Annotated in this window: 19 protein-coding genes and 1 pseudogene; 5 read left to right on the top strand and 15 right to left on the bottom strand. The window is 30.6% G+C overall.

The features are described 5' to 3' along the window. Positions 1 to 135: 135 nt before the first annotated feature. Together ABH959_RS10855 and ABH959_RS10850 are read right to left on the bottom strand one after the other, a co-directional pair. Positions 136 to 1,512: a sensor histidine kinase gene (locus ABH959_RS10855; protein ID WP_113937489.1), complete on the bottom strand. Its 1,377-nt coding sequence runs from the start codon at positions 1,510 to 1,512 to the stop codon at positions 136 to 138. After that, positions 1,505 to 2,152 carry a response regulator transcription factor gene (locus ABH959_RS10850; protein WP_113937490.1) on the bottom strand — a complete coding sequence of 216 codons (648 nt, stop codon included), beginning with the start codon at positions 2,150 to 2,152 and terminating at the stop codon, positions 1,505 to 1,507. The genes ABH959_RS10855 and ABH959_RS10850 overlap by 8 nt, the downstream gene beginning before the upstream one ends. Positions 2,153 to 2,273: 121 nt before the next feature. Between ABH959_RS10850 and ABH959_RS10845 the strand changes: the two genes are divergently transcribed. After that, the gene (locus tag ABH959_RS10845; RefSeq protein ID WP_113937491.1) at positions 2,274 to 2,690 is read left to right on the top strand and encodes a hypothetical protein; all 417 of its coding nucleotides are present in this window, start codon (positions 2,274 to 2,276) and stop codon (positions 2,688 to 2,690) included. A 42-nt stretch (positions 2,691 to 2,732) separates the two neighbouring features. Here ABH959_RS10845 and ABH959_RS10840 read toward each other — a convergent pair whose 3' ends face one another. From ABH959_RS10840 to ABH959_RS10815, 6 genes are all read right to left on the bottom strand, one after another. Next, complete coding sequence (locus ABH959_RS10840) at positions 2,733 to 3,182, bottom strand: GNAT family N-acetyltransferase (protein WP_113937492.1); 450 nt, start codon at positions 3,180 to 3,182, stop codon at positions 2,733 to 2,735. Positions 3,183 to 3,211: 29 nt separating this feature from the next. Then, positions 3,212 to 4,234, bottom strand: coding sequence for a phosphotransferase (locus ABH959_RS10835; RefSeq protein WP_404492566.1), 1,023 nt, complete (start codon positions 4,232 to 4,234; stop codon positions 3,212 to 3,214). 88 nt (positions 4,235 to 4,322) lie between these two features. Continuing rightward, complete coding sequence (locus ABH959_RS10830; RefSeq protein WP_113937494.1) at positions 4,323 to 4,997, bottom strand: HAD family hydrolase; 675 nt, start codon at positions 4,995 to 4,997, stop codon at positions 4,323 to 4,325. Between the two features lie 29 nt (positions 4,998 to 5,026). After that, entirely contained in the window at positions 5,027 to 5,728 is a 702-nt protein-coding gene (locus ABH959_RS10825) for a 5'-methylthioadenosine/adenosylhomocysteine nucleosidase (RefSeq protein WP_113937495.1), read from the bottom strand. A 13-nt stretch (positions 5,729 to 5,741) separates the two neighbouring features. Beyond that, on the bottom strand, positions 5,742 to 7,367 hold the full coding sequence (locus ABH959_RS10820; protein ID WP_113937496.1) for a M3 family metallopeptidase: 1,626 nt from the start codon (positions 7,365 to 7,367) through the stop codon (positions 5,742 to 5,744). Positions 7,368 to 7,577: 210 nt separating this feature from the next. Then, positions 7,578 to 7,946 carry a DUF3888 domain-containing protein gene (locus ABH959_RS10815; protein ID WP_113937497.1) on the bottom strand — a complete coding sequence of 123 codons (369 nt, stop codon included), beginning with the start codon at positions 7,944 to 7,946 and terminating at the stop codon, positions 7,578 to 7,580. A 285-nt stretch (positions 7,947 to 8,231) separates the two neighbouring features. Between ABH959_RS10815 and ABH959_RS10810 the strand changes: the two genes are divergently transcribed. Continuing rightward, positions 8,232 to 8,819 carry a GNAT family N-acetyltransferase gene (locus ABH959_RS10810; protein ID WP_002084997.1) on the top strand — a complete coding sequence of 196 codons (588 nt, stop codon included), beginning with the start codon at positions 8,232 to 8,234 and terminating at the stop codon, positions 8,817 to 8,819. Between the two features lie 216 nt (positions 8,820 to 9,035). Here ABH959_RS10810 and ABH959_RS10805 read toward each other — a convergent pair whose 3' ends face one another. Further along, a complete protein-coding gene (locus ABH959_RS10805; protein WP_113937498.1) occupies positions 9,036 to 10,304 on the bottom strand; it encodes a helix-turn-helix domain-containing protein in 1,269 nt (422 codons plus the stop codon). A gap of 463 nt (positions 10,305 to 10,767) precedes the next feature. Here ABH959_RS10805 and ABH959_RS10800 point away from each other — a divergent pair, with 463 nt between their 5' ends. Beyond that, positions 10,768 to 10,971 (top strand): hypothetical protein, encoded by a 204-nt coding sequence (locus tag ABH959_RS10800; protein ID WP_002110388.1) that lies wholly within the window; start codon positions 10,768 to 10,770, stop codon positions 10,969 to 10,971. A 52-nt stretch (positions 10,972 to 11,023) separates the two neighbouring features. Here the strand turns inward: ABH959_RS10800 and ABH959_RS10795 are convergent, their stop codons facing one another. Then, positions 11,024 to 11,884 (bottom strand): DegV family protein, encoded by an 861-nt coding sequence (locus tag ABH959_RS10795; protein ID WP_113937499.1) that lies wholly within the window; start codon positions 11,882 to 11,884, stop codon positions 11,024 to 11,026. A gap of 226 nt (positions 11,885 to 12,110) precedes the next feature. Here ABH959_RS10795 and ABH959_RS10790 point away from each other — a divergent pair, with 226 nt between their 5' ends. Then, on the top strand, positions 12,111 to 12,542 hold the full coding sequence (locus tag ABH959_RS10790) for a GNAT family N-acetyltransferase (protein ID WP_340952621.1): 432 nt from the start codon (positions 12,111 to 12,113) through the stop codon (positions 12,540 to 12,542). A 363-nt stretch (positions 12,543 to 12,905) separates the two neighbouring features. On the opposite strand, the gene ABH959_RS10785 is transcribed toward ABH959_RS10790, so the two are convergent. The 4 genes and pseudogenes from ABH959_RS10785 to ABH959_RS10770 form a co-directional block, all read right to left on the bottom strand. After that, a complete protein-coding gene (locus ABH959_RS10785) occupies positions 12,906 to 14,249 on the bottom strand; it encodes a BC_2427 family protein (RefSeq protein WP_404492565.1) in 1,344 nt (447 codons plus the stop codon). Positions 14,250 to 14,376: 127 nt separating this feature from the next. After that, on the bottom strand, positions 14,377 to 15,072 hold the full coding sequence (locus ABH959_RS10780) for a CsxC family protein (protein ID WP_002065863.1): 696 nt from the start codon (positions 15,070 to 15,072) through the stop codon (positions 14,377 to 14,379). A 718-nt stretch (positions 15,073 to 15,790) separates the two neighbouring features. Then, positions 15,791 to 16,098 (bottom strand): annotated as a pseudogene (locus ABH959_RS10775) (GNAT family N-acetyltransferase); the annotation flags it as partial. Positions 16,099 to 16,250: 152 nt separating this feature from the next. Further along, complete coding sequence (locus tag ABH959_RS10770; RefSeq protein WP_113937623.1) at positions 16,251 to 17,348, bottom strand: YheC/YheD family endospore coat-associated protein; 1,098 nt, start codon at positions 17,346 to 17,348, stop codon at positions 16,251 to 16,253. 123 nt (positions 17,349 to 17,471) lie between these two features. On the opposite strand from ABH959_RS10770, the gene ABH959_RS10765 reads away from it, so the two are divergent. Next, entirely contained in the window at positions 17,472 to 18,695 is a 1,224-nt protein-coding gene (locus ABH959_RS10765) for an ATP-grasp domain-containing protein (RefSeq protein WP_113937502.1), read from the top strand. 367 nt (positions 18,696 to 19,062) lie between these two features. On the opposite strand, the gene ABH959_RS10760 is transcribed toward ABH959_RS10765, so the two are convergent. Continuing rightward, entirely contained in the window at positions 19,063 to 19,842 is a 780-nt protein-coding gene (locus ABH959_RS10760; RefSeq protein WP_113937503.1) for a BC_2878 family exosporium-associated protein, read from the bottom strand. Positions 19,843 to 20,010: the final 168 nt, after the last annotated feature.

Below are 20,010 nucleotides of genomic sequence, written 5' to 3'. Positions count from 1 at the left end.
CCCTTCCCTCCCCATATATTCCTTCTTTTACTATACAATAAAAATGCAGAAAATTCAGTTTATTTTTCATAGAAAGTTGAGAAATTTGTAAAAAATTCGAATCTTTCAAGATAATAGAAAAGGAACTAATGACAATTAGTTCCTTTCTATATACATATAAAATTGTATTTCTCCATCTTCTACCGAAACTCCGTATTCAAAACCATGTCTTTCTAATATACTTTTTACAATCGCTAATCCTAATCCAGTACCTGATTTTTCTTTGCTACGTGAAGACTCTAATACGTAAAAAGGCTCCCAAATTTTATCTATCTCTTTACTGCCCTCAGCAGCAATACCATTTTGAATTTGAAAATACACAATGCCATTTTTCTCTTCTAATATGATTTTTATATTTTGATTCGTTGTATATTTTATCGCATTAGAAATTAAATTTTGAAAGACCATTCTCATTTTATTTAAATCAGCATAAACAATCGTGTCACCAACACTATAGTTCACTTGCAACTTGATTTCTTTCGACTCCAGTTCAATCTTATGCTTATCTATTATACTTTGTACTAGTGGTTCAATAGGGAATTCTTCTTTTTGTAAAATATCTCTTTCTAGTTTAGAGAATCGCAATAACTCTTCAATTAAATTTGAAATTTGATCTGTTTGTTTAATGATTGTATCAACATATGTGCCATCATCTAAACCGTCTTTTATTCCCATAGAATATGCTTTTACTAATGCGATTGGTGTTTTTAATTCATGAGTTACATCGCCCATAAATCGTTTTAAGTGGTCATTTCGATCTGTTAAATCTTGATGTGCTTCATGTAATTTATCACTCATAATGTTTATACTATTTGCTAAATCACCTATTTCATCATTTGTTTTAACTTTCGTCCGTTTAAATTTCAGACGTGAAATATCTTCTGCGACATCACTCAATTCATTCAGTGGTGTAGTGATTGTTTTTGAAAAAATCCAGACGAGCACGATAATAAGAAATAGTGAGAATCCCAAAATGTATAAATAAAATGAGTTAAGCGTGTTAATTACTTCATTGGAATGTGCGATAGAAACTCCTACTAAAATCAACATATCATCTTTCGCAATGTATTTCGCAAAAAAACTAGATTTTATCTTTTCTTGATCATATATTTTATTCGATTGTCCGAGGTTCTTCACTTTCGTAATTTCTTCTTTTGTAATCCAAAGTTTATTCAATGCAACTCTCTTTTTTGTAAGTTGCATGCGTAATTCTTCATTAATAGCATCTTCTGAACTATTTATTGATGTATACGCAATCGTAACATTACCTTCATTTTCAATACGATTTATAGCATCATCCAGCTCTTTACGCGGTATTGACTGGATTTGCGCTGTAATGCCTTCTAAGCTTTCGCGTGTTTTGTGCACATTATATTTTGGTAAAAAATAGTTAATTAATAATAAAGAGATGGCAAAAATAAGGATGACTGTTAAAGAGATGCTGAAAAATAACTTTTTACCGAGTTTATTCACACTCTTCCTCCAAACTGTATCCTAAACCGCGATGTGTCTTTATAATATTTTCTCCTATTTTTTTACGTAATCTTCTTACATGCGTATCAACCGTTCGCTCTTCCCCAAAATAATCAAATCCCCAGACTATATCTAACAACTTTTTCCTCGTTAAAATCGTGCCTTTATGATTTAAAAAGCACTTTATTAATTGTAATTCTGTCTTTGTAATGTCTAATTCTTTCTCATTTTTATATACTTTATTTTTGGTGAAATCTATTTTTAAATCTTGAACTTGAATAACCTCTTCATGCTGTACAAGCTTTTTCGCTCGCGTAATTAGCACTCCTGGGTGAAATGGTTTTTTCACATACTCATCTGCCCCACTTTGAAGAGCTGCTAATTCATCTTCACTTTCACTTTTCGCAGTAAGCATTAATACTTTTACACTCGAATTCTTTTTTATTTCCTGACAGACAGCAATACCACTACTTTTCGGCATCATCCAGTCTAAAATAGCTAAGTCAATTTTCTCATCATAAAATATTTGAAGTGCTTCCTCTCCATCCTTTGCTAATAAAACTTCGAAGCCTTCTTTTTCAAAATACGCTTTTAAAATTTTCAGCATATCTTGTTCATCATCTGCGATTAATACTTTCATTACATTTCCTCCATTACTTATAAACAAATATCAATTTTATCATACAACTTCTTTGTTACATCAATGTGACATAAAAATATTTACAACGTTTGAGGGTATAGTAAGTGTGAGGTGTTGTTTCATGTTCAAAAAAATAGGAGTCATTACTCTTCTCTTCTTTTTATTATCAACAAATGCGTTCGCAAATACAAATAAACAAATTGAAGTATTTGATTGTAAAAAAGAAATGGTCGTTCAAAAACAATCTTTAGATCCAGCTATTCAAAAAGAAGCTGTTCAATATGCTAAATCCATTACTGGCCCGTTCAAAAACTTAAACGTCGTTCCGAAAGATGGACATATGATAAAAATCCCATTATCGAAACCTGTTCCTATTACAAATCAATGGTTACATACAACAATTGATGAAGTACTCATCCTTCTCCCACTTAACGAAAAACCTTACATTATGCTTTACGATGATGAAAATAATCCGCATTTTTATTATGTAAAAGGTAATCCGAAGGGTTTATTGAAACAAATGAATGTTAAGATGTAATTGCATAAGAAAGGTTCCATACGCAATGAGCATGGAACCTTTCTACAATATTATATAGTGACTCGAACCTTTATAATATTCTCCTTTTACAAATCCATTTGCGCTATAAAACTCATCACCTTGCTTTGTATCCGAATGTAGAACAACAACGTGAAAATACTTTTCCGCATGTCTTAATAGTTTCTTTAATAACAACTTCCCTAATCCGATGCGCCGATAATCCTTTGAAATATAAAATCTCCTCAATCGGCCAATCTTATTATCTTTCGTATACGGATCTTGATTTAATCCACCGATTCCAATTAACGTATCACCTCGAAAAATGCCATATAAACATTCGCCCGTTTTACTAAATGTATTTCTTTTACTTTCATATTCATTTATTAGTTTTATTAAGAAGTTAAATCCTTCTTTTGTACTTTCTTCGATAAGATGATTGATCTCATATTTTAGTAAATCTTCAATTTTCTTAATTTGTATATCTTGTAGCATAATTACCTACTCTTTCTATCGAAATCATTTCAAACTTCTTCTTTATCATTATTTAACCAATTAACCACTTTAAGAATTGTATCTGCATAGAAATTAATATCATGTATTGTTTCTACTACTTGAATCGTTCCTAATTTCTGTTCTTCTTCGTCTGTACATTCAATTCGTAACGAGCGTTTTAAATTATATTCAAGCCATCCTAGCCTTCCTAAAAATCCAGCTGCTAATACTATTTTCCAGTTCGCGTGTAGTTCACCATATTTATTTTTATAGCCACTAATAAAAGAGGAGAATCTTTGTTTTTCAAGTTCATCTTGTTCATTTTTTGACCAGTAAATTGCGGTTTCAATTAAATCTTGCATTGGATTTATATAACCTGCTGATTCCCAATCAATAAGCACTGGTTTATTATTATTCCACATTACATTTTTAGGATCTAAATCTCTATGACTTATTACCTTTGATTTTGAAAGCATTTCGGATGATTCAATTGCTGCTGCGTTCCACTTTTTAAGAATTTCATTGTTTTTTAGGAATAAGTCACCCCATTCCAAATGATCTTCTTTACCTCTTAGCAAATAATAATTCCAATCGATTAATTGGTCATTATCCAACCCATCATTGGTTATATCTAACTCCCCAAAATCCGTTTTATGTATTTCCGCAAGGATTTCACCTATTTTTTCGCAGTGGACATTATTTATTTCATCGTCTTTCAGCCTTTCGCCTTCTATCCAATCAAATATGAGATAAAACTGATCATTTATTTTTTGTATAGAATCACCTTTAATTTCTTTGGCTGGGAGAGCTGGTACCTTTTTAGATACGCGAGTAGCTATTTTCTCTGAATTAATATAGTTTTGCATCGCCTTTGGTCTAAGCATTATTTGAGGATTTAGAAGTTTTATCGCATACTTTCCTTTTGTTGTTTCAATAACATACATCCGATGTAAAAGCCCACCACATATAGATTTTGGAACATTCAACATCTCGCCAAGTAAAGAATTTTTACATATACCTTCAAAGTCTAAGTAATATTTGATACTATCCATTTTTCCACCTACTTTTCTATGTAATAATTACAAAACAAAAATGCCCTAAAATATATTATTTTGAGCATTCATTTGTCTGTTCACTTATTCAATTTGTAGTGTAAGAATTCTTCAATTCTGGTAATATCCCCTTCAGTTCCATTAAATCATCAATTACTAAATCAGCATGAGCAAGTTCATCTTCTTGTGCAAAATCAAAATTACATCCAATCGCAATTAAACCATTATCTTTTGCCGCATTAATATCGGATAAACGATCTCCAACTACCGCTGCCTCTTTTATATCATATTTTTTCAAAATACTTTTTACTAAGTCACTTTTATTAAGCGATTGAATTTGTTCAATACTAAACGTTTCAGTAACCCATTGGTCTAAATCATAATAAGATACGATTGCCTGTAAATATTCCGTTAAACCGTTACTAGCAATGTAAATGGAACAGTTATTTTCTTTTATAAAACTAAAAACTTCCTTTACATTCGAATATAAGGCACCATTTCCGCTCTTTATATTTTCAATTAGTCTTTCTAAAAAATATGCATCTGTTTGTTCCCTTACTTCATTAGAATGATTAGGTAATAAAGCTTCCCAAACTTTAGGTAAAGGTACACCCATAATTTCACGATATTTATCAATTGGTGTTATCGTATCCCATAATTGTAGTGACCGTAAATGATCAAATGTATCATCTAGTGATAACTCTAAAACTTTATCTGTTTGAAATAAAGTTCCATCCATATCGAAAATTAGTGCTTGTAACATGATATTCTCTCCCATTCTTTACTTATGAACTACAATACAGCTTTACTCGAAATATTTTTAAGCATCTCAACAATAATTTCTGAACAATAATTCGCTGCAATTTTCGCAAAGTCATCATATGAAACTTGCGCTGAATCATCTGCACTGTCAGAAATGCATCTCAAAACGAGAAACGGTATGTCATTTATATAAGCAACATGTCCAATTGCTGCTCCTTCCATTTCTGTACAATGAGGTGCATATTCAGTGACTAATTGCTCCTTTAATTTTGAATCCTCGACGAAGCATTCTCCGCTGACGATTCTTCCTTCATGAACAGTAATATTTAAACTACTACTATTAACAGCTTTTCGGGCTAAATCTCTTAATTCCTCACTTGCATGAAAAGCTTCTTGAAACGGAAATAGATTCTTCATTTGATGTTTATTAACATCATGATGCGTAACATTTGTAGAAATAACTAAATCGCCAATTTTCACATCCGGATGTAATCCACCCGCAACACCTGTATTAATGATAGAATCCACATCAAATTTATTAATTAAAATTTGTGTACATGCGGCAGCATTTACCTTTCCTACACCACATCGCGTAATAATAATTTCTGTATCCATGAAGTTTCCTTTATAAAAAGGTATTCCCGCAATAGTATATTCCTCTTTAATGATTAGTTTTTCTAATAGTAAGTCTATTTCCATTTGCATTGCTCCGATAATGCCGATTCTGTTCATGTATGTAGTCCCCTTAATTAATTTGCAAATATTCATCAATATCTTTATGAATTTGCATAAAAGCTTTATTCCAAAATTCATACTCCGTTAGATCAATATCAAAATGTTTTTTCATCAATTCTTCAACTGTGGCCTTTCCTGTTTCTCGTAAAAACTCTTTATACCTCAAATGAAATGCATTTTTATTTTTATTTTCCTTTGCTATTTCAATTAAGCTAAAACTCGCTAAATACCCAAATGTGTATGGATAATTGTAAAAAGGAACATCTGCTATATAAAACTGAACGTATTTCATCCAAACAAACGGTTGATATTCTGTTAGTGCATTCCCGTATGCCTTTTCTTGCGCGGCTATAGATAATTTCTCAATTTCATCAGCACTTAAAGGACCTTCCTTGCATTCTTCATAAAACTTCTTCTCAAACTGAAACGATGCACGAATTGCCATAACATAATTAAAACTATTTCTTATTTTCCAGCTAAGCAATGACTTTTTCATCTCTACACAATCTGTTGTTTGAATTAAATAATTCATGATTACCGTTTCAAAGAAAATAGACGCTGATTCAGCTGTACTCATTGGCAGATAATCATCTAAAAATGTTGTAGATTGTTCAAGACTCATAACATAAAAATGCCAAGCGTGTCCTAGTTCATGAGCAAGTACTCTTACACTATCAATTGTTCCATCATAACGAAGTGAAATGCGAGATTCTTTTTCACTGAAAAAAGGAGCACAAAATCCACCCGGTGGTTTATTATCTCTCGGTTCAGCATCGATCCAGCCATTCGCTATTGCATTCTGTGCGAACTGTGCCAATTCTTCATCTATATTTTTTAGTGCATCATATATGTTTTTTACTGCTACTGAAAAAGGAATAACAGTCTCATTACTTTCTTTCCATGTCATTAGCTCGTACCATGTAATTGAATTCTTTCCTTTTTTATAACCGTTTAACGCAATTACTAGCTTCGTAAGATTTTGTTCCGTTGCATTCCACATCTGGGATAATGCAGTTTCAGAGATGCCATTTGCTTGTAGTGATTGTTTTAAAATCTCTGTTCCTTCCATTTCATCACTTTTAGCATGACGTAATCTTCCTATTTGATTCAATACAGTAGCAAAGATATCTTTTTCCTTATTCAAAGCATTTGTAAGAGAATCAAATACTATTAATCTTTCATTATGATCATCACTATTCATCACAACGTAATTTGCTTGTCCAAATGATAAAGTCTCTTTATCGTGTATTACTTCTATTTTATTTCGTAATTGTGTATACATATCTTCCCAAGCTTTTAATTCATTTTCTATTAGTTTAATACTTGAATGATTTGTATTAACACTTTGTCCCTTACTAGATTCTATTAATAGTTGAACTTCTTTCTTTAATTGATTTACTTTTACACTTAGTAAAGTATTTTCAGGATGCTTCTCATCTTCAGCAGCACGGCAATATAAGTAATACTCTGCTTTTTCGATAGCCTGTATAAGTTGTGAAAGGATTACTGAGTCTTTTGTTGCTTTATATTCAATTTTTAATCTTTCTATCGTTTCTATAGAAAACGTGAAGTTTTGTTCTTGAGGATATAGCCTGTCCAAATCCCATTGAGATTGGGCTTGTATTATTTTATTCATTTTGCACCCTCCTTTTTTTACAAATAGTTACAAAAATCTACTCTTTTCACTATTATATATGAACTATCAAAATTTTAATATCTTGAAATGTTCAAACTTATATGAATGTAATTTGATATTTCATTTTCTATTTCTTCCTATTTATATAAGTTGTAAGTATTACTACTTCTACTAGGGAATTTCTAGGTTCGTATAGACTACACTGTTTATTTACTCTTTCTTTTGTTTGAAGTTTATAACTTTCACTCCACTTGGATTAATGTTATAAGTAATTGTTACAACATGATTTGGTGGGTTATGGGCGTTTGTATAAGTTCGATACTTTGCAACGACAATGAAGTTAAAAGTGTATTTGGGGGATCGGTCAATTTTTATAACCTTCACATCAGTTAAACTATACTGATGCGAAGGTCCAAGTTTGCTTTGAATCGTTCGACTTGCATACGGAGCCAATAAAGTGTTATAGGAATCATAAAAATCTTTATCAGATATGTTAGCTGCGTTTCCTTCTTTCGGAGATGCAAATATGACCATTATTAGAATCCCGTAAATTATTAGGGATAGTTTACTCTTTAGCATGAGATTCACTCCAGGCTTATTAGATGATAAACTTTAGGATGCTCTAAAAAATAATGACTATTCTCTTTATGTTATTCTTAGCTTATTAAGCATCAAATAAATCAGAGCTTTTACTTGCGAGTCAATATTTTTAATAACATTTATGCTAGCTCGAATGACTGGAACTGATTTTTAAATATATTTCAAACAAATTGAAAAAAATACCACCCTAACGATATCTAAAGATGCTGGCTTTTACTGAGTATATATAGAATTTAAACATAGTAGAAAGTGAGAGAATAACTTATGACAACTCATATTGTACAATCAACCGACTATAATCAAGCATCTGATGCATTACGACGCGAAATTGCTGTAATGCTACAGCAGGTTTGGCCAGATTTCGATTCCACGCCTAAGGAAACAATTTCAGAAACTCACCTTAAAGAATTTAATGTACGCTCATTTTATTCCTACATAGATGGAAAGTTAGTCAGCTATGCAGGTGTAGTGCGCAAAACTATCCATCATAATGGGCAAATATTTAATATAGCCGGACTTAGTTGTGTAGCGACTGATCCAGATTATCATGGGCAAGGCTTAGGTTTACAAACAGTTGCTGCAGCTACTGAATGGATTGAAAAACAAAGCAATATAGATTTCGGTATATTCACATGTAAACCATCTTTAGCTCACTTTTATAATCGCGCTGGTTCCTGGCCTGTTTTACCGGATATAGTGCTTATTGGTAGAGAAGATGAAGATGCTTTATCTAGTGAATCCTTAGAAGTTGTTGTTTTAATGCGTTTGTTTTCAAAGAAAGCGAACTTCCATAAATCAATGTTGTGCCATACCACTATCAATCTTGATTTTCCAGTTGGCCAGTTTCTATAATACAGATAAACAAAAGCCAATTTCCATACGTTAAGGACATTGGCTTTTTCTTTTTTATTTTGCTTCGCATATGCAATTCACATTAGCGGTTCTTTCCATACAGAACCGCTAATGCGGGATAAAAAAAGTTTCTCCCTAAGGGCGTTAAAACACGTACTCTTTAGGATAACCCCTAATAATTTATAAACTAAGAAAACATATTACTGAAACCCTGTTTTAATCCATTTTATTTTCAGCTGATATTTTAAAATACTTTGCAGATAATTTATAGGAACGATTCTCATAATAATAATCTCCTAATTTATAAGCTAATTCAGTAACCAAGCTATATTGCTGTTTTTCTATCCCCATCTCAATTGCTGTTTTCATATTCTTCTCATATCCATTATAATCTGTCCATATTTTAGATTTTTCCGCTTTAAATCCATATAGTTGAACATGGGCATACGGTACATCACAAATCGATAAAATTTCAAATGCCTCATCTATAAGTTTAGTTACTGTTTGCCAATCTTTTAATTCTATATAAATTTCTATTAAATTCCGAATTGTATATACCTTACCTTCTTTGTTTGGTAAATACTCACAAAGAATCAAGTTTTCCTTGTAACACTTTATTGCATTTTTATAATCTTTTAATGCTTGATAAATTTTCCCGTAATTATATTTCAAAAAACATAAATTCAATGGCTCATTTTCCACCTTTGATTCATTTTCTACTTGTTTTAAAATTTCATATGCTTGTTCATACTGTTTATCTTTGTTATATTGCATCGCAAGAAGTATTAGCGCATAAATTTTATATTGTTCTATATTAAACTTTTTATACAATTTATATGCTTTTTTTGCATATATGCGACTAATACTTTGATCTTTATTAAGATTCTGACTTACTATACTTAGATTGTAATACGTATCTGCGTGCAACTCTGTCTCTTCTAGTTCCAGCATATTTTCTATCTTTTTGTAAACTTCATATGCTGTAAAATATTCACCTTTATTAGAAAAATAAAGACCTCGAGCTCTTAAGTAATAAATATAATCCTCAGTATCTTGCATTTCCACCTGACTTGGAATCATTTGCGAAGCTTGATCTACAAATAACTTCACATATAATAAGTTTTTATTTCGGACATGATAGTATATGATGACGCCATACGTCTTTAGTAATAAAGGAATTGCGTCCACTTCACGAACGTATAATTCTAACAAAGATAATTCAGCTTCAGTTATAATTTTATCTTTTTTATATTTATTACATATTTCAAGAATAGTAAGCTTTATCTCCTCGTAATTGCCATCTATGAGAAAATCGCAATCAACACCCAGCTTCTTAGAAACTTGTTTTAAAAAAGAAGATGATGGTTTGATTTTCCCACTCTCAATTCTACTTAAATATGTTACTGAGCATATTTCTGATACGAGCTCCCCCTGTGTCAATCCTTTATGCATACGAACTTGCCGAATACGTTCCCCAATTTCCATCTTTTTCTCTCCCTAATTAACCATTTCATGCTTTTCACTAAATAAGTCATTATGTATTTCTTAATCTTTCATACTATATAAAATATACAATTTCACAAATGTAAAAAAATGTATCATTTATTTTAATATTACATTCATATTATGATTATTTCTAGATAGCTTGTTAAATTTAATGGTTTAAATTTAAGGTTTTTGCCCACTTTTTTCATACAATTTTACTTCTTGTTATTAACAAAGACGGCGCCATATACTTGAATTACGATAAACTTAATGAAAAGGATTTAACTACATGTAAACTATCATTCTTAAAATAGATCGAATGGTTAATTACATTTACCTAGTACATGGAAGACATCTATTGTAAATGAAAATAAATTAAATGAGCTCAATAGATGAATTATCAATATCACATCCTAGAAATTAGTTTGTCGAATTATTTAGTAAATATGAAAGGATGACAAATATGATTGTAAAAACAAAAAAAGATTCAACACGAAAAATAGCAAGATATGTTGGAGGCGCTGCTACTCTTTTATTGCTAGCATCCTTCCTTTATCAGTGGAACAATGGTTTAGTAGTTGATGATACTGAAATATTTAGTTTCATACTAGCCTTCACTTGTTTCCTTTATACCTTCTTACCTATAAAACAAAGCACTAATAAATAGTAAATTCTATATTTTATTTAAAGAAAAAAGGATTGATCAAAAGATCAATCCTTTACTCTACTTCATTTAAGAAAAATAATGTTAACGCACCTGGTCCTGTATGCGCTCCGATTGCAGCCCCAATTGTATTTACGATAAATACTTCACAACCGAATCTTTCAGTAATTAATGCTTTTAATGCTTCGGCAGTTTCTAAATCATCACCGTGAGTCATACCGATTGTTTGACCTTTAAGGTCTTTCCCACGCTCTTCCATAATATCAACAATTCGGCTTAATACTTTCTTTTTCCCTCGTACCTTTTCAAGTGGTACAAGTTTTCCTTCATCCACATTTAAGATTGGCTTAATGTTTAGCAAACCACCGATGAAACCGGCTACTTTACTTAAACGTCCACCTCTAACAAGGTACTGTAAGTCAGCTACAGTGAAGATATGCTCCATATGCTCCATTAGAAAAGCGACACGGTTTAATATTTCTTCTTTTGATGCGCCCTCTTTTGCCATTTTTGCAGCCTCTAATACGACAATACCCTGACCGAGTGAGGCACATTTTGTATCAATAATTTCTAAATCTAAATCAGTGTATGTTTCTTTCACTTCTTTTTTAATGAGAACTGACGATTGATATGTACCAGACAATTCAGATGAAAAAGCTAAATATATACAAGGGTTACCTTCTTTTGCATAAGAAATAAATTTTTCTTGGAATGTTTCAAGTGAAGGCAATGACGTTTTATAAACTGCGCCTTCTCTCATTTTTTGCAGTAATGTAACTGATTTTAATGTAACCCCATCTAAATACTCTGTTTCTGCTTCATCATATACACGGAGTGGAATTAAATCAATATCATATGCTTGCAGCAATTCTACCGGTAAATCCGCCGCACTATCCGTAATGATTTTAACACCCATTTTTAAACCTCTATTCTGTTATAAATATATAATAAATAAAATAAAAAATATTACTTTTAAATTATATACGTAAAACTAAAATGAAGAAAGGAAAAGACTTTATATTGTATGCACTATTATTCAAAACTTGAACTGCAAATAAAAATGATTTCATTTTAGCCTCTTTTTACAAGTTATTACACTGTGTATAATGAGAATATTACATTTTTTCTGAGGGAGGATACATATGAGTATTCAACTAGCTACATCTAATGATTTAGAATGGGTTAATAATCATTATGAATCGATAGGATTTGTACCAAGTGATTTAACACGAGACACAGTTGCGATCATTACATACAACAACGAGTATGCAGGTGTTGGACGTTTAGTCCAAATAGATGAAAATACTATTGAAATGGGTGGGATTTTTATTCTCCCTAAATTCAGGGGTCTACAATTAGCTGGGGAACTCGTATCATTTTTAGTACAAACTGCGAAAAAATTACAAATACAAAATGTGTATTGTCTTCCTTTCGAGGAACTAGAAAACTTTTATAAAAAATATGGCTATACTGAAGTCGATACTACGAAAGAAGTTGTCCACCCAATTATTCTAAAAAAATATAATTGGTGTTTGGAAAATTACGATAAACATGTTTTACTATTTAAGTTGTGAGTTTTGTAAAAAAGGAGTCAATGCACTTTGTATTACACATCAAATTATACAAGAAATTATCTGTGAATTAGCTTCTTTATTCAAACAACATATACGCCACATTTTATGCCTATTTTTAATAAGTGTTAGCAAGTTCGTTGACAAACTTGTTAGCACCTTTTTAAAACATAAACCTGAAGAAATTCATACAATTAAGTAACTATCCTAGCTAGCAATAATATCATCCTTCATAAATATTAAAATGAATTCATTGAGGATAAACCGTTTGGAGGATATTCTATAGCACTGAATGATTTACAAAAGATTACGCATTGATACGCTACGAATAAAAATAATGAGCTAATCAAGGGAATATAATCATTTTTATGTAATTCGCACTTGTACTTCCTGTTCTTGTATCACTTGAATGATTAATTCCAATACAATATTTTGTACTAACTGATACACATTGTCATGAAATGTACTTTGTTCTGATATGTATTCAATACATTGATATATATATCCTTCTACCAATAAGCTCCCTTTTTCAACTATAAATTTATTTTGTCCATTCTTCTTTACTTTAGGTACTAAAAATTCGGTTTTTGTCAAAACAATCTCCTGTTCCACCTCTTTTATTCCTATGACTTTTTCTGTAAATACCACTTTTTCTCGTAAACTAATTTCACCTTTATATTTTCCTATTTCTACTGGTAGTCTGGCTGTTATATAATTATTTACTTCTCCTTCATTTCCACTCTCTAATATTATGCTGTGAATAGGAATCCATGAAGATGTCTCTACCTTATTCTCTTCATTATTCCCTTTAACTTTTTGATTATATAATTCAACAAGCACTCTCTTTTCATGAAGATTTAAAGAAACTAATTTACAATAAGCCTCCGAATGATATTGTTGCACTGTAGTTAATAACTTAGAATCTAATTCACGCTCCTCCGCATCTTTTTCATTTCGAAATACAAATGCATCTTGATTTTTCACATTTATTTTTGGAAATACTTTAAAGCTAGACACTTCTGAAATAATAGAAAATGGCGTTTTCACTACCATTGAATGCACTGAAGTCTCTATTTTTGATCCTAAACCTATACTTTCTCTCTTTGATTCAGTTTCTTCACTTTTTTTCTCTGATTCATTTGCTACTTCTACTTTCTCTAATCCAATCACTTTATTTTCTTTTGCTGGTTCAGTCTCTTCACTTTCTTTGTTTGATTCAATTGCTATTTCTTCTTGCTCTAATTCTCTTTCTTCATATTCTTTTGCTGATTCAGTTTTTCCACTTTTTTTCTCTAATCCAATTACTTTTTCTTCTTTTTTTGATTCAATTTCTTCATTTTCTTCCTCTAATCCAATTGCTTTTTCTTCTTTTGCTGATCCAGTTTTTTCACTTTCTTCCTCTAATTCAATTGCTTTTTCTTCTTTTTTTGATTCAGTTTCTTCACTTTCTTTCTCTAATCCAATTACTTTTTCTTCTTTTTTTGATTCAATTTCTTCATTTTCTTCCTCTAATCCAATCGCTTTATCTTCTTTTGCTGATCTAGTTTTTTCACTTTCTTCCTCTAATTCAATTACTTCATCTTCTTTTTTTGACTCTGTTTCTTTACTTTCCTTTTTTTCTCTTATTTCGCGCGAATCATCTTGAACATTCAGCATTTTCCATTTGTAAACTTTGTTCCATATTTCCTTACCAACCCATGGCTTATTCATCACCATCCCCCCATCTGATGAAATTCATAAAAATATGCTTTTTGTACGCGACCATTCCATCATTATATATGTTTTATAATAATAAAAAAGACATTGTCTTTTTATTAAAGACAATGCTTTTTTAGTCTTATACTTGTACTTGTTGTACTTGTAAAACTTTTAAAGTAAGGTCTAGTACAATTTTTTCACGAAGAGTTCCAAATGGCTCGTTTAATTCTGTTGGACAAGGTGAAAAGTCTAATTCGAAAAATTGAGCACTTACTAATTCGACATATGGTTGTTCGTTATAAAAAACCGAATTTTGGAAGAAGTATTTATCTAAACGTGGTAAATCGCCGTTGTTAGGATTAATAAAATGAGATGTAGTGTCTGAAGAAGCAGCTATTAAAGCTAGTGATAGAAAATCAGCTTCTGTTAGATCTGCAAAACCAGAAAATGGAACATTTGCAATACGATCATATAGAACTCCATTACACTCATCATTTGCATATTCAATATTTTTACGAATATACCCTTGTACAAATAATTTTCCTCTTGTAACTCGGTTGTAAGGTGTACCAACTACCGGAGTAAATGCTACAGGAACTAACTTACCTTGTGTTAAAAATACATTTTTTAAGACACGTTTAATCTCAGTTGCTGGAGGATCTAATGGAACATCGGCTTCTACAACAATTTGAATTGTTCTTTCCGCTAATACAACTGGTATTTTTACGATTGGTGCTCCTGGAGTAGTAATTGGTGTTGCTGCAGCATCACTTAATGGTGTTTGGGTTTGTCCCGCTACCTGACATGGTACATTAATTGGGCATTGTTCACTCATATTTTATAATCTCCTTTATATGAAAAATTTAGAGCTTTTTAACTCTCTATACTGTATATGTTTGTCTTCTATTAATGCGTGGGTTTGTATCATAGTCACTTTTATCATTTACAAATAAAAAGAGTACTCTCTCTTTAATAGTCAAATACACATAACTTAATGTACTTAATTTTCATGTATATTTACCTATGAAAAATAGAATTTCTTAACTCTCAACGTGGAAAAATACAATGATACGTTAATTAAGTTCAATAGTAAAAAAGATAACCATATTTTCGAAGAAACTTTCAAAAAATCTATTCTTACATTTATTAAGGCAGATAAATTTAAGTTTGTTGATTTCTTCATCTCATAATATCTTTGCAACTGCAATTTAATATTGGGTAACACCTGATTGTTAAAAAATAAAAACCGACTTAATAAAGTCGGTTTTTATACCTACATTGTTGTGGAATCACTTCATCTTTATCATTCACATCGTTTTTTTACTCTCACCTTTTCCAATAGAATTTATCAATACTTCTAATGAAAACAATCTTGTCGTTGTTCTCCCCTCTAATACTATTAATTAACATCTCTCTTAACACCTTTAGTTTAGGTAAAATTATCTTTGGATATTTTATCTTTGTAATTATAAAAAAGGGCTAATTGATGTTAATTTAATTGGATTTTCTAGCCTTTTTATGTTGTAAAATTCAATTCGTACAAACTCGTTCATTTACCTATTATTTACAAAAAAGTATCATACGCCTTATCAAAAACATATCCAAGCTTTTCCACTAGTTTAGCAGAAGTGCTATTCGCTGCATCCCAGTTTGGATATTTCGTCTTTTCTAAACAATCCAATATTAAAGCCGTACTTACTGCAGTCACCAATCCTTTTCTTCTATGATTCGGATCAGTAGCAACTTCAATTTCAATCCCATCATCATAAATACTATATGATGATGCACCGCATACAACGTCTCCTTTATAGAAAATACTATAACCAATACCTCGATTTATATAATCATCTATCAATTGATAAAGTCTTGCCGTGGTCAACGGATTTTCCATCTAGATGCAGAGTGCCGAAAAAAGTGAAGTAAACAAAAAATAACTCCAAAATCAACTTTTAATGTATATTTTGGAGTTACTTTACGCTTACTTTAAATTCGCAATTTTCTATTTTCCTTTTCTTATTTATGTTTATCAGCTAAGTATCTAGCATAGTGAACTAAATTTCTAGCTACATCTAATTCAAGATTAAATATATTAGGTACACCTGGTCTCCAATTCACCTCAAACAACCACAATTTTTGGTTTTCATCAATCCCAACATCAATTCCTAACTCATCAAATAATACATCCTTATATAAAGAATTAAAATGGTTAGAAAAACTTACCGCAAATCGTTCTAAATACCTTTGAATATTATACCAATCGTTATCAAACTCCGTTTTTAAAAAAATATCTAAATAAGTACTATAACCACCGCTAGCCATATTTGATACAACACTTCCTAATGGACCTATTCTCGGGAATATTGAAGTAATAACCCACTTTCCTTCTCCATTTCTTTGAACATGCAATCGAAAATCATAAACATGACCAGATTTCATTTGACATGAAATAAACTGTTGAACTATGTAACCTTTCTCTTGAATCTTATCAGATAAAAAACTTAGCAATTGTTTTTTATTTATTAATGAAATTTGTTCTGACTCATTCATACTGTAATTCATCCCATGTTTTTCAATGAAAACGATACCCTTACCTTGATGTCCAGAAATTGGTTTAATAATAACTTTTCCATAACGATCAATCATGTCAAAAAACTTATTAACATCATTTAATTCATAAAAAGGAATAAGATATTGCTTAAATTTTTCTGCTTTTTTTATTCTGTTATATACACTTAATTTATCTCCGATTGAATGACTTGTGAATGGAACTTTATCATATAGATAATCAAAAATTTGCTGATTTTTATCACTAACATGAACACTTGCATTATAAATAACATCAGGAAAAGAAAATTCTTGTTCAACCCATTCACCATTTTCATAAGTTTTACCTAAAATCTTCTCAGTCTCTATATTTACTTTCCCTAAAGTAAAATAAAAAAAGTTTATACCTTCAGCTTTGGCTACAGCAGCATAAGTATATGCTTTCTTTACGACATTCGGATCTTTCCGATGATGAAGCATACCAATTATAGTCATATCGGTTCCTCTTCCCCTCTTTTTAAAGATCTTTTTCAAAACAAATATCAACTTCATTATATATATATTCATGTTCTCCTTCATTCAACCATTTTTCGAAAAATCCAGAACAAGCTTCCCCTCATTTTAATATTCTACCTATAGAAATATTATATCTAAGGGTTTATAAAATAATTAAGGTTAGGGTGGCATAAGATGGATACTATTGTTTTTATTGAAACAAATAAATCTGGATCAAGTAGGGAAGCAATCAAAGCAGCTGAAAAACTTAATTTCTTTACAGTTTTGTTAACAAAAAAAACAAAATTTATTGAAGAACGTGATACATTCCCTGATGTACATCAGATGATTTTCACCGATATAAATGATTATGATAATATAATTACAACAATTGAAAAATTAAATAAATCAGGAAAGAACATAAAAGGGATCTTTAGTTTTATTGATCCCTTTGTTTATCTGGCTGCACGTTTATCAGAAAAATTCTGCTCAAATATTGTATCTACTGAAGCTATCTATCGGATGGAAAACAAAATATTAACTCGTAATGTCCTTAAAGATTTACCAATCTCACTCAACTATTTAATTTACAAACCAACAGAACCATTATCATCTTTTCTTAAAAAAAATAAAAAGATAAATTTCCCTCTTATTGTGAAATCCCCTAAATCATCAGGATCAAAAGATGTATTATTAGTAAAAAATAAAAATCAATTAATTTTATCTATACAAAGTCTTTTAAAAAAACTACCTAATGAAGAAATTCTTCTTGAAGAATATGTAGATGGACCTCAGTACTTAGTCGAAATTTTAGTTCAAAATGGAAAAGTCCATATTATAGCAGTAATTGAACAAGAAATTACACTCTTTGAACGTTTTATTGTTACTGGTTATTCTTTACTAGGACAGGTAGACAAAAGTCTATATACTAGTCTTTTCAATGCAGTTAATTCTGTTATTCAGGCTTTTAATATGAAAAATGGAGCTTGTCATCTAGAACTCCGGAGAATAAATAATGATTGGAAATTAATTGAGATAAACCCCAGAATATCAGGTGGAGCAATGAATGATATAATTGAAATTGGACATGGAATCAACTTAGTGCAAGAGACTATTCAGTTAATGTTAGGAAATAAACCTTCACTAAATAAAAAACATCATAAATATGTATACACTCATTACCTAACAGTTAAATCTAAAGGAAAACTAATTCGAGTTACAGGAAAGAACCGTAGTTCTAAATATCCTGGTGTAGAGAAAGTTTATATAAAACCTAAAAAAGGAACTGTCTTAAAACCACCTACATCAATGGGACATCGATGTGGCTACGTTTTAGCAGCATCCTATTTTAAAACAGAAGCTAAAAAAATAGCTTTAAAAGCAGCCAAAGAAATTTCATTTGAAATCCAAAAAGAATAAATGCAACATAAAAAACAAGATATATACACCAACTCATAAAAATATACTAAAATCAAGTTTCTTACAATTCTAATTATCATAATGCGTAATAAAAAAGTTCTCTCCTTATCTACATTTATAGAAGGAGTGAACTTTTTTATTATGAAATTTTAATTTATTTACCCAACAAGCGACTCCAAAATGACTTCTTCTGTTCTGAAGCTACTATTAAGCATTTACTTTTATATAGTTTTTCGAATACTTACAAATGAGCTTTTATCTAATTAAAAATGTTCTCCGTGAATAATAACAAAGTAATGTTTTTTATTATTTTATAAATTTTTTCGAAACATAAAATTTTAACTAAGAGGGTTAATCAATAGATACGTTATAACTCCTTCTTAGAAATAAAAGATTCCGTCGCACCATTTTTATATATTTTAGTCAACTTAATAATTGACTTGTACGTATTATTGTCATTCATTATCATCTTTTTCATCTCTTCTATTTCGGCATTACTAGTTCCACTCTCTATTTTTAAACAGTTCGAAATGGAAAGATATCCGCTTGATGCTAAAATAATAATATAAGTAACATCAGGGAAATTAATAAATAGCAATCCAAATTTCAAAGGATTCCCAGCTGTATCCGATAAAATTAATCGAAAATCTAACAGTTCAGGTACTGGAACAAAATCCTTAGAAACAATCGCTTCACCTACTATAGTAATTTGCTTTACTACATTCCCAAGCTCATCTACAAATTCAACACATCTAGGTGGATCAATCATTTTTGCCTGTAAAGATAAACTTAATTCAGGGTTATTAAAATCGAAGAATAGTGTACTTCCCTCAGTTAAACAATGTGGACAAACATTTCCAAGTAAACTGAATTCCTCTTCAATAAATTTAACTTTCGTTTTACAACTACAAACTTTCCCTATTCGAATCGCATCAATTCTTGAACAATCTACAAATATTACCTCACTGTCTTCTTGTGCAAACGACACTATACCTTTTATCTCATTAAATGAAATAAAATAGGATACAACTATTTCGTTTCCGTCTATTACGATACTCTCAACCCTAGAATAAGGATTTAACCTTTTCAAAAATTCACATATACTATTTTGACAACATTGACAATCACGTTTCGGCTCACAATCCACTGATTCTCCATTCCTTTCCTATATGTTTTACCTAATAAATATAATATGAAAGGCACGTAAGAAAAGCTTGGACAATATAACTCTAATATTAGTCTAGATAAGTATACAGACATATGCCTGTCAAATTAAGAAACTAATCGTTCCTCAAATAAGTAATAAAATATATTT

The organism is Bacillus sp. RC51 (assembly GCF_044908115.1).
Taxonomy (GTDB): Bacteria; Bacillota; Bacilli; order Bacillales; family Bacillaceae_G; genus Bacillus_A; species Bacillus_A mycoides.
This window is presented reverse-complemented; position numbering and strand designations above follow the sequence as displayed.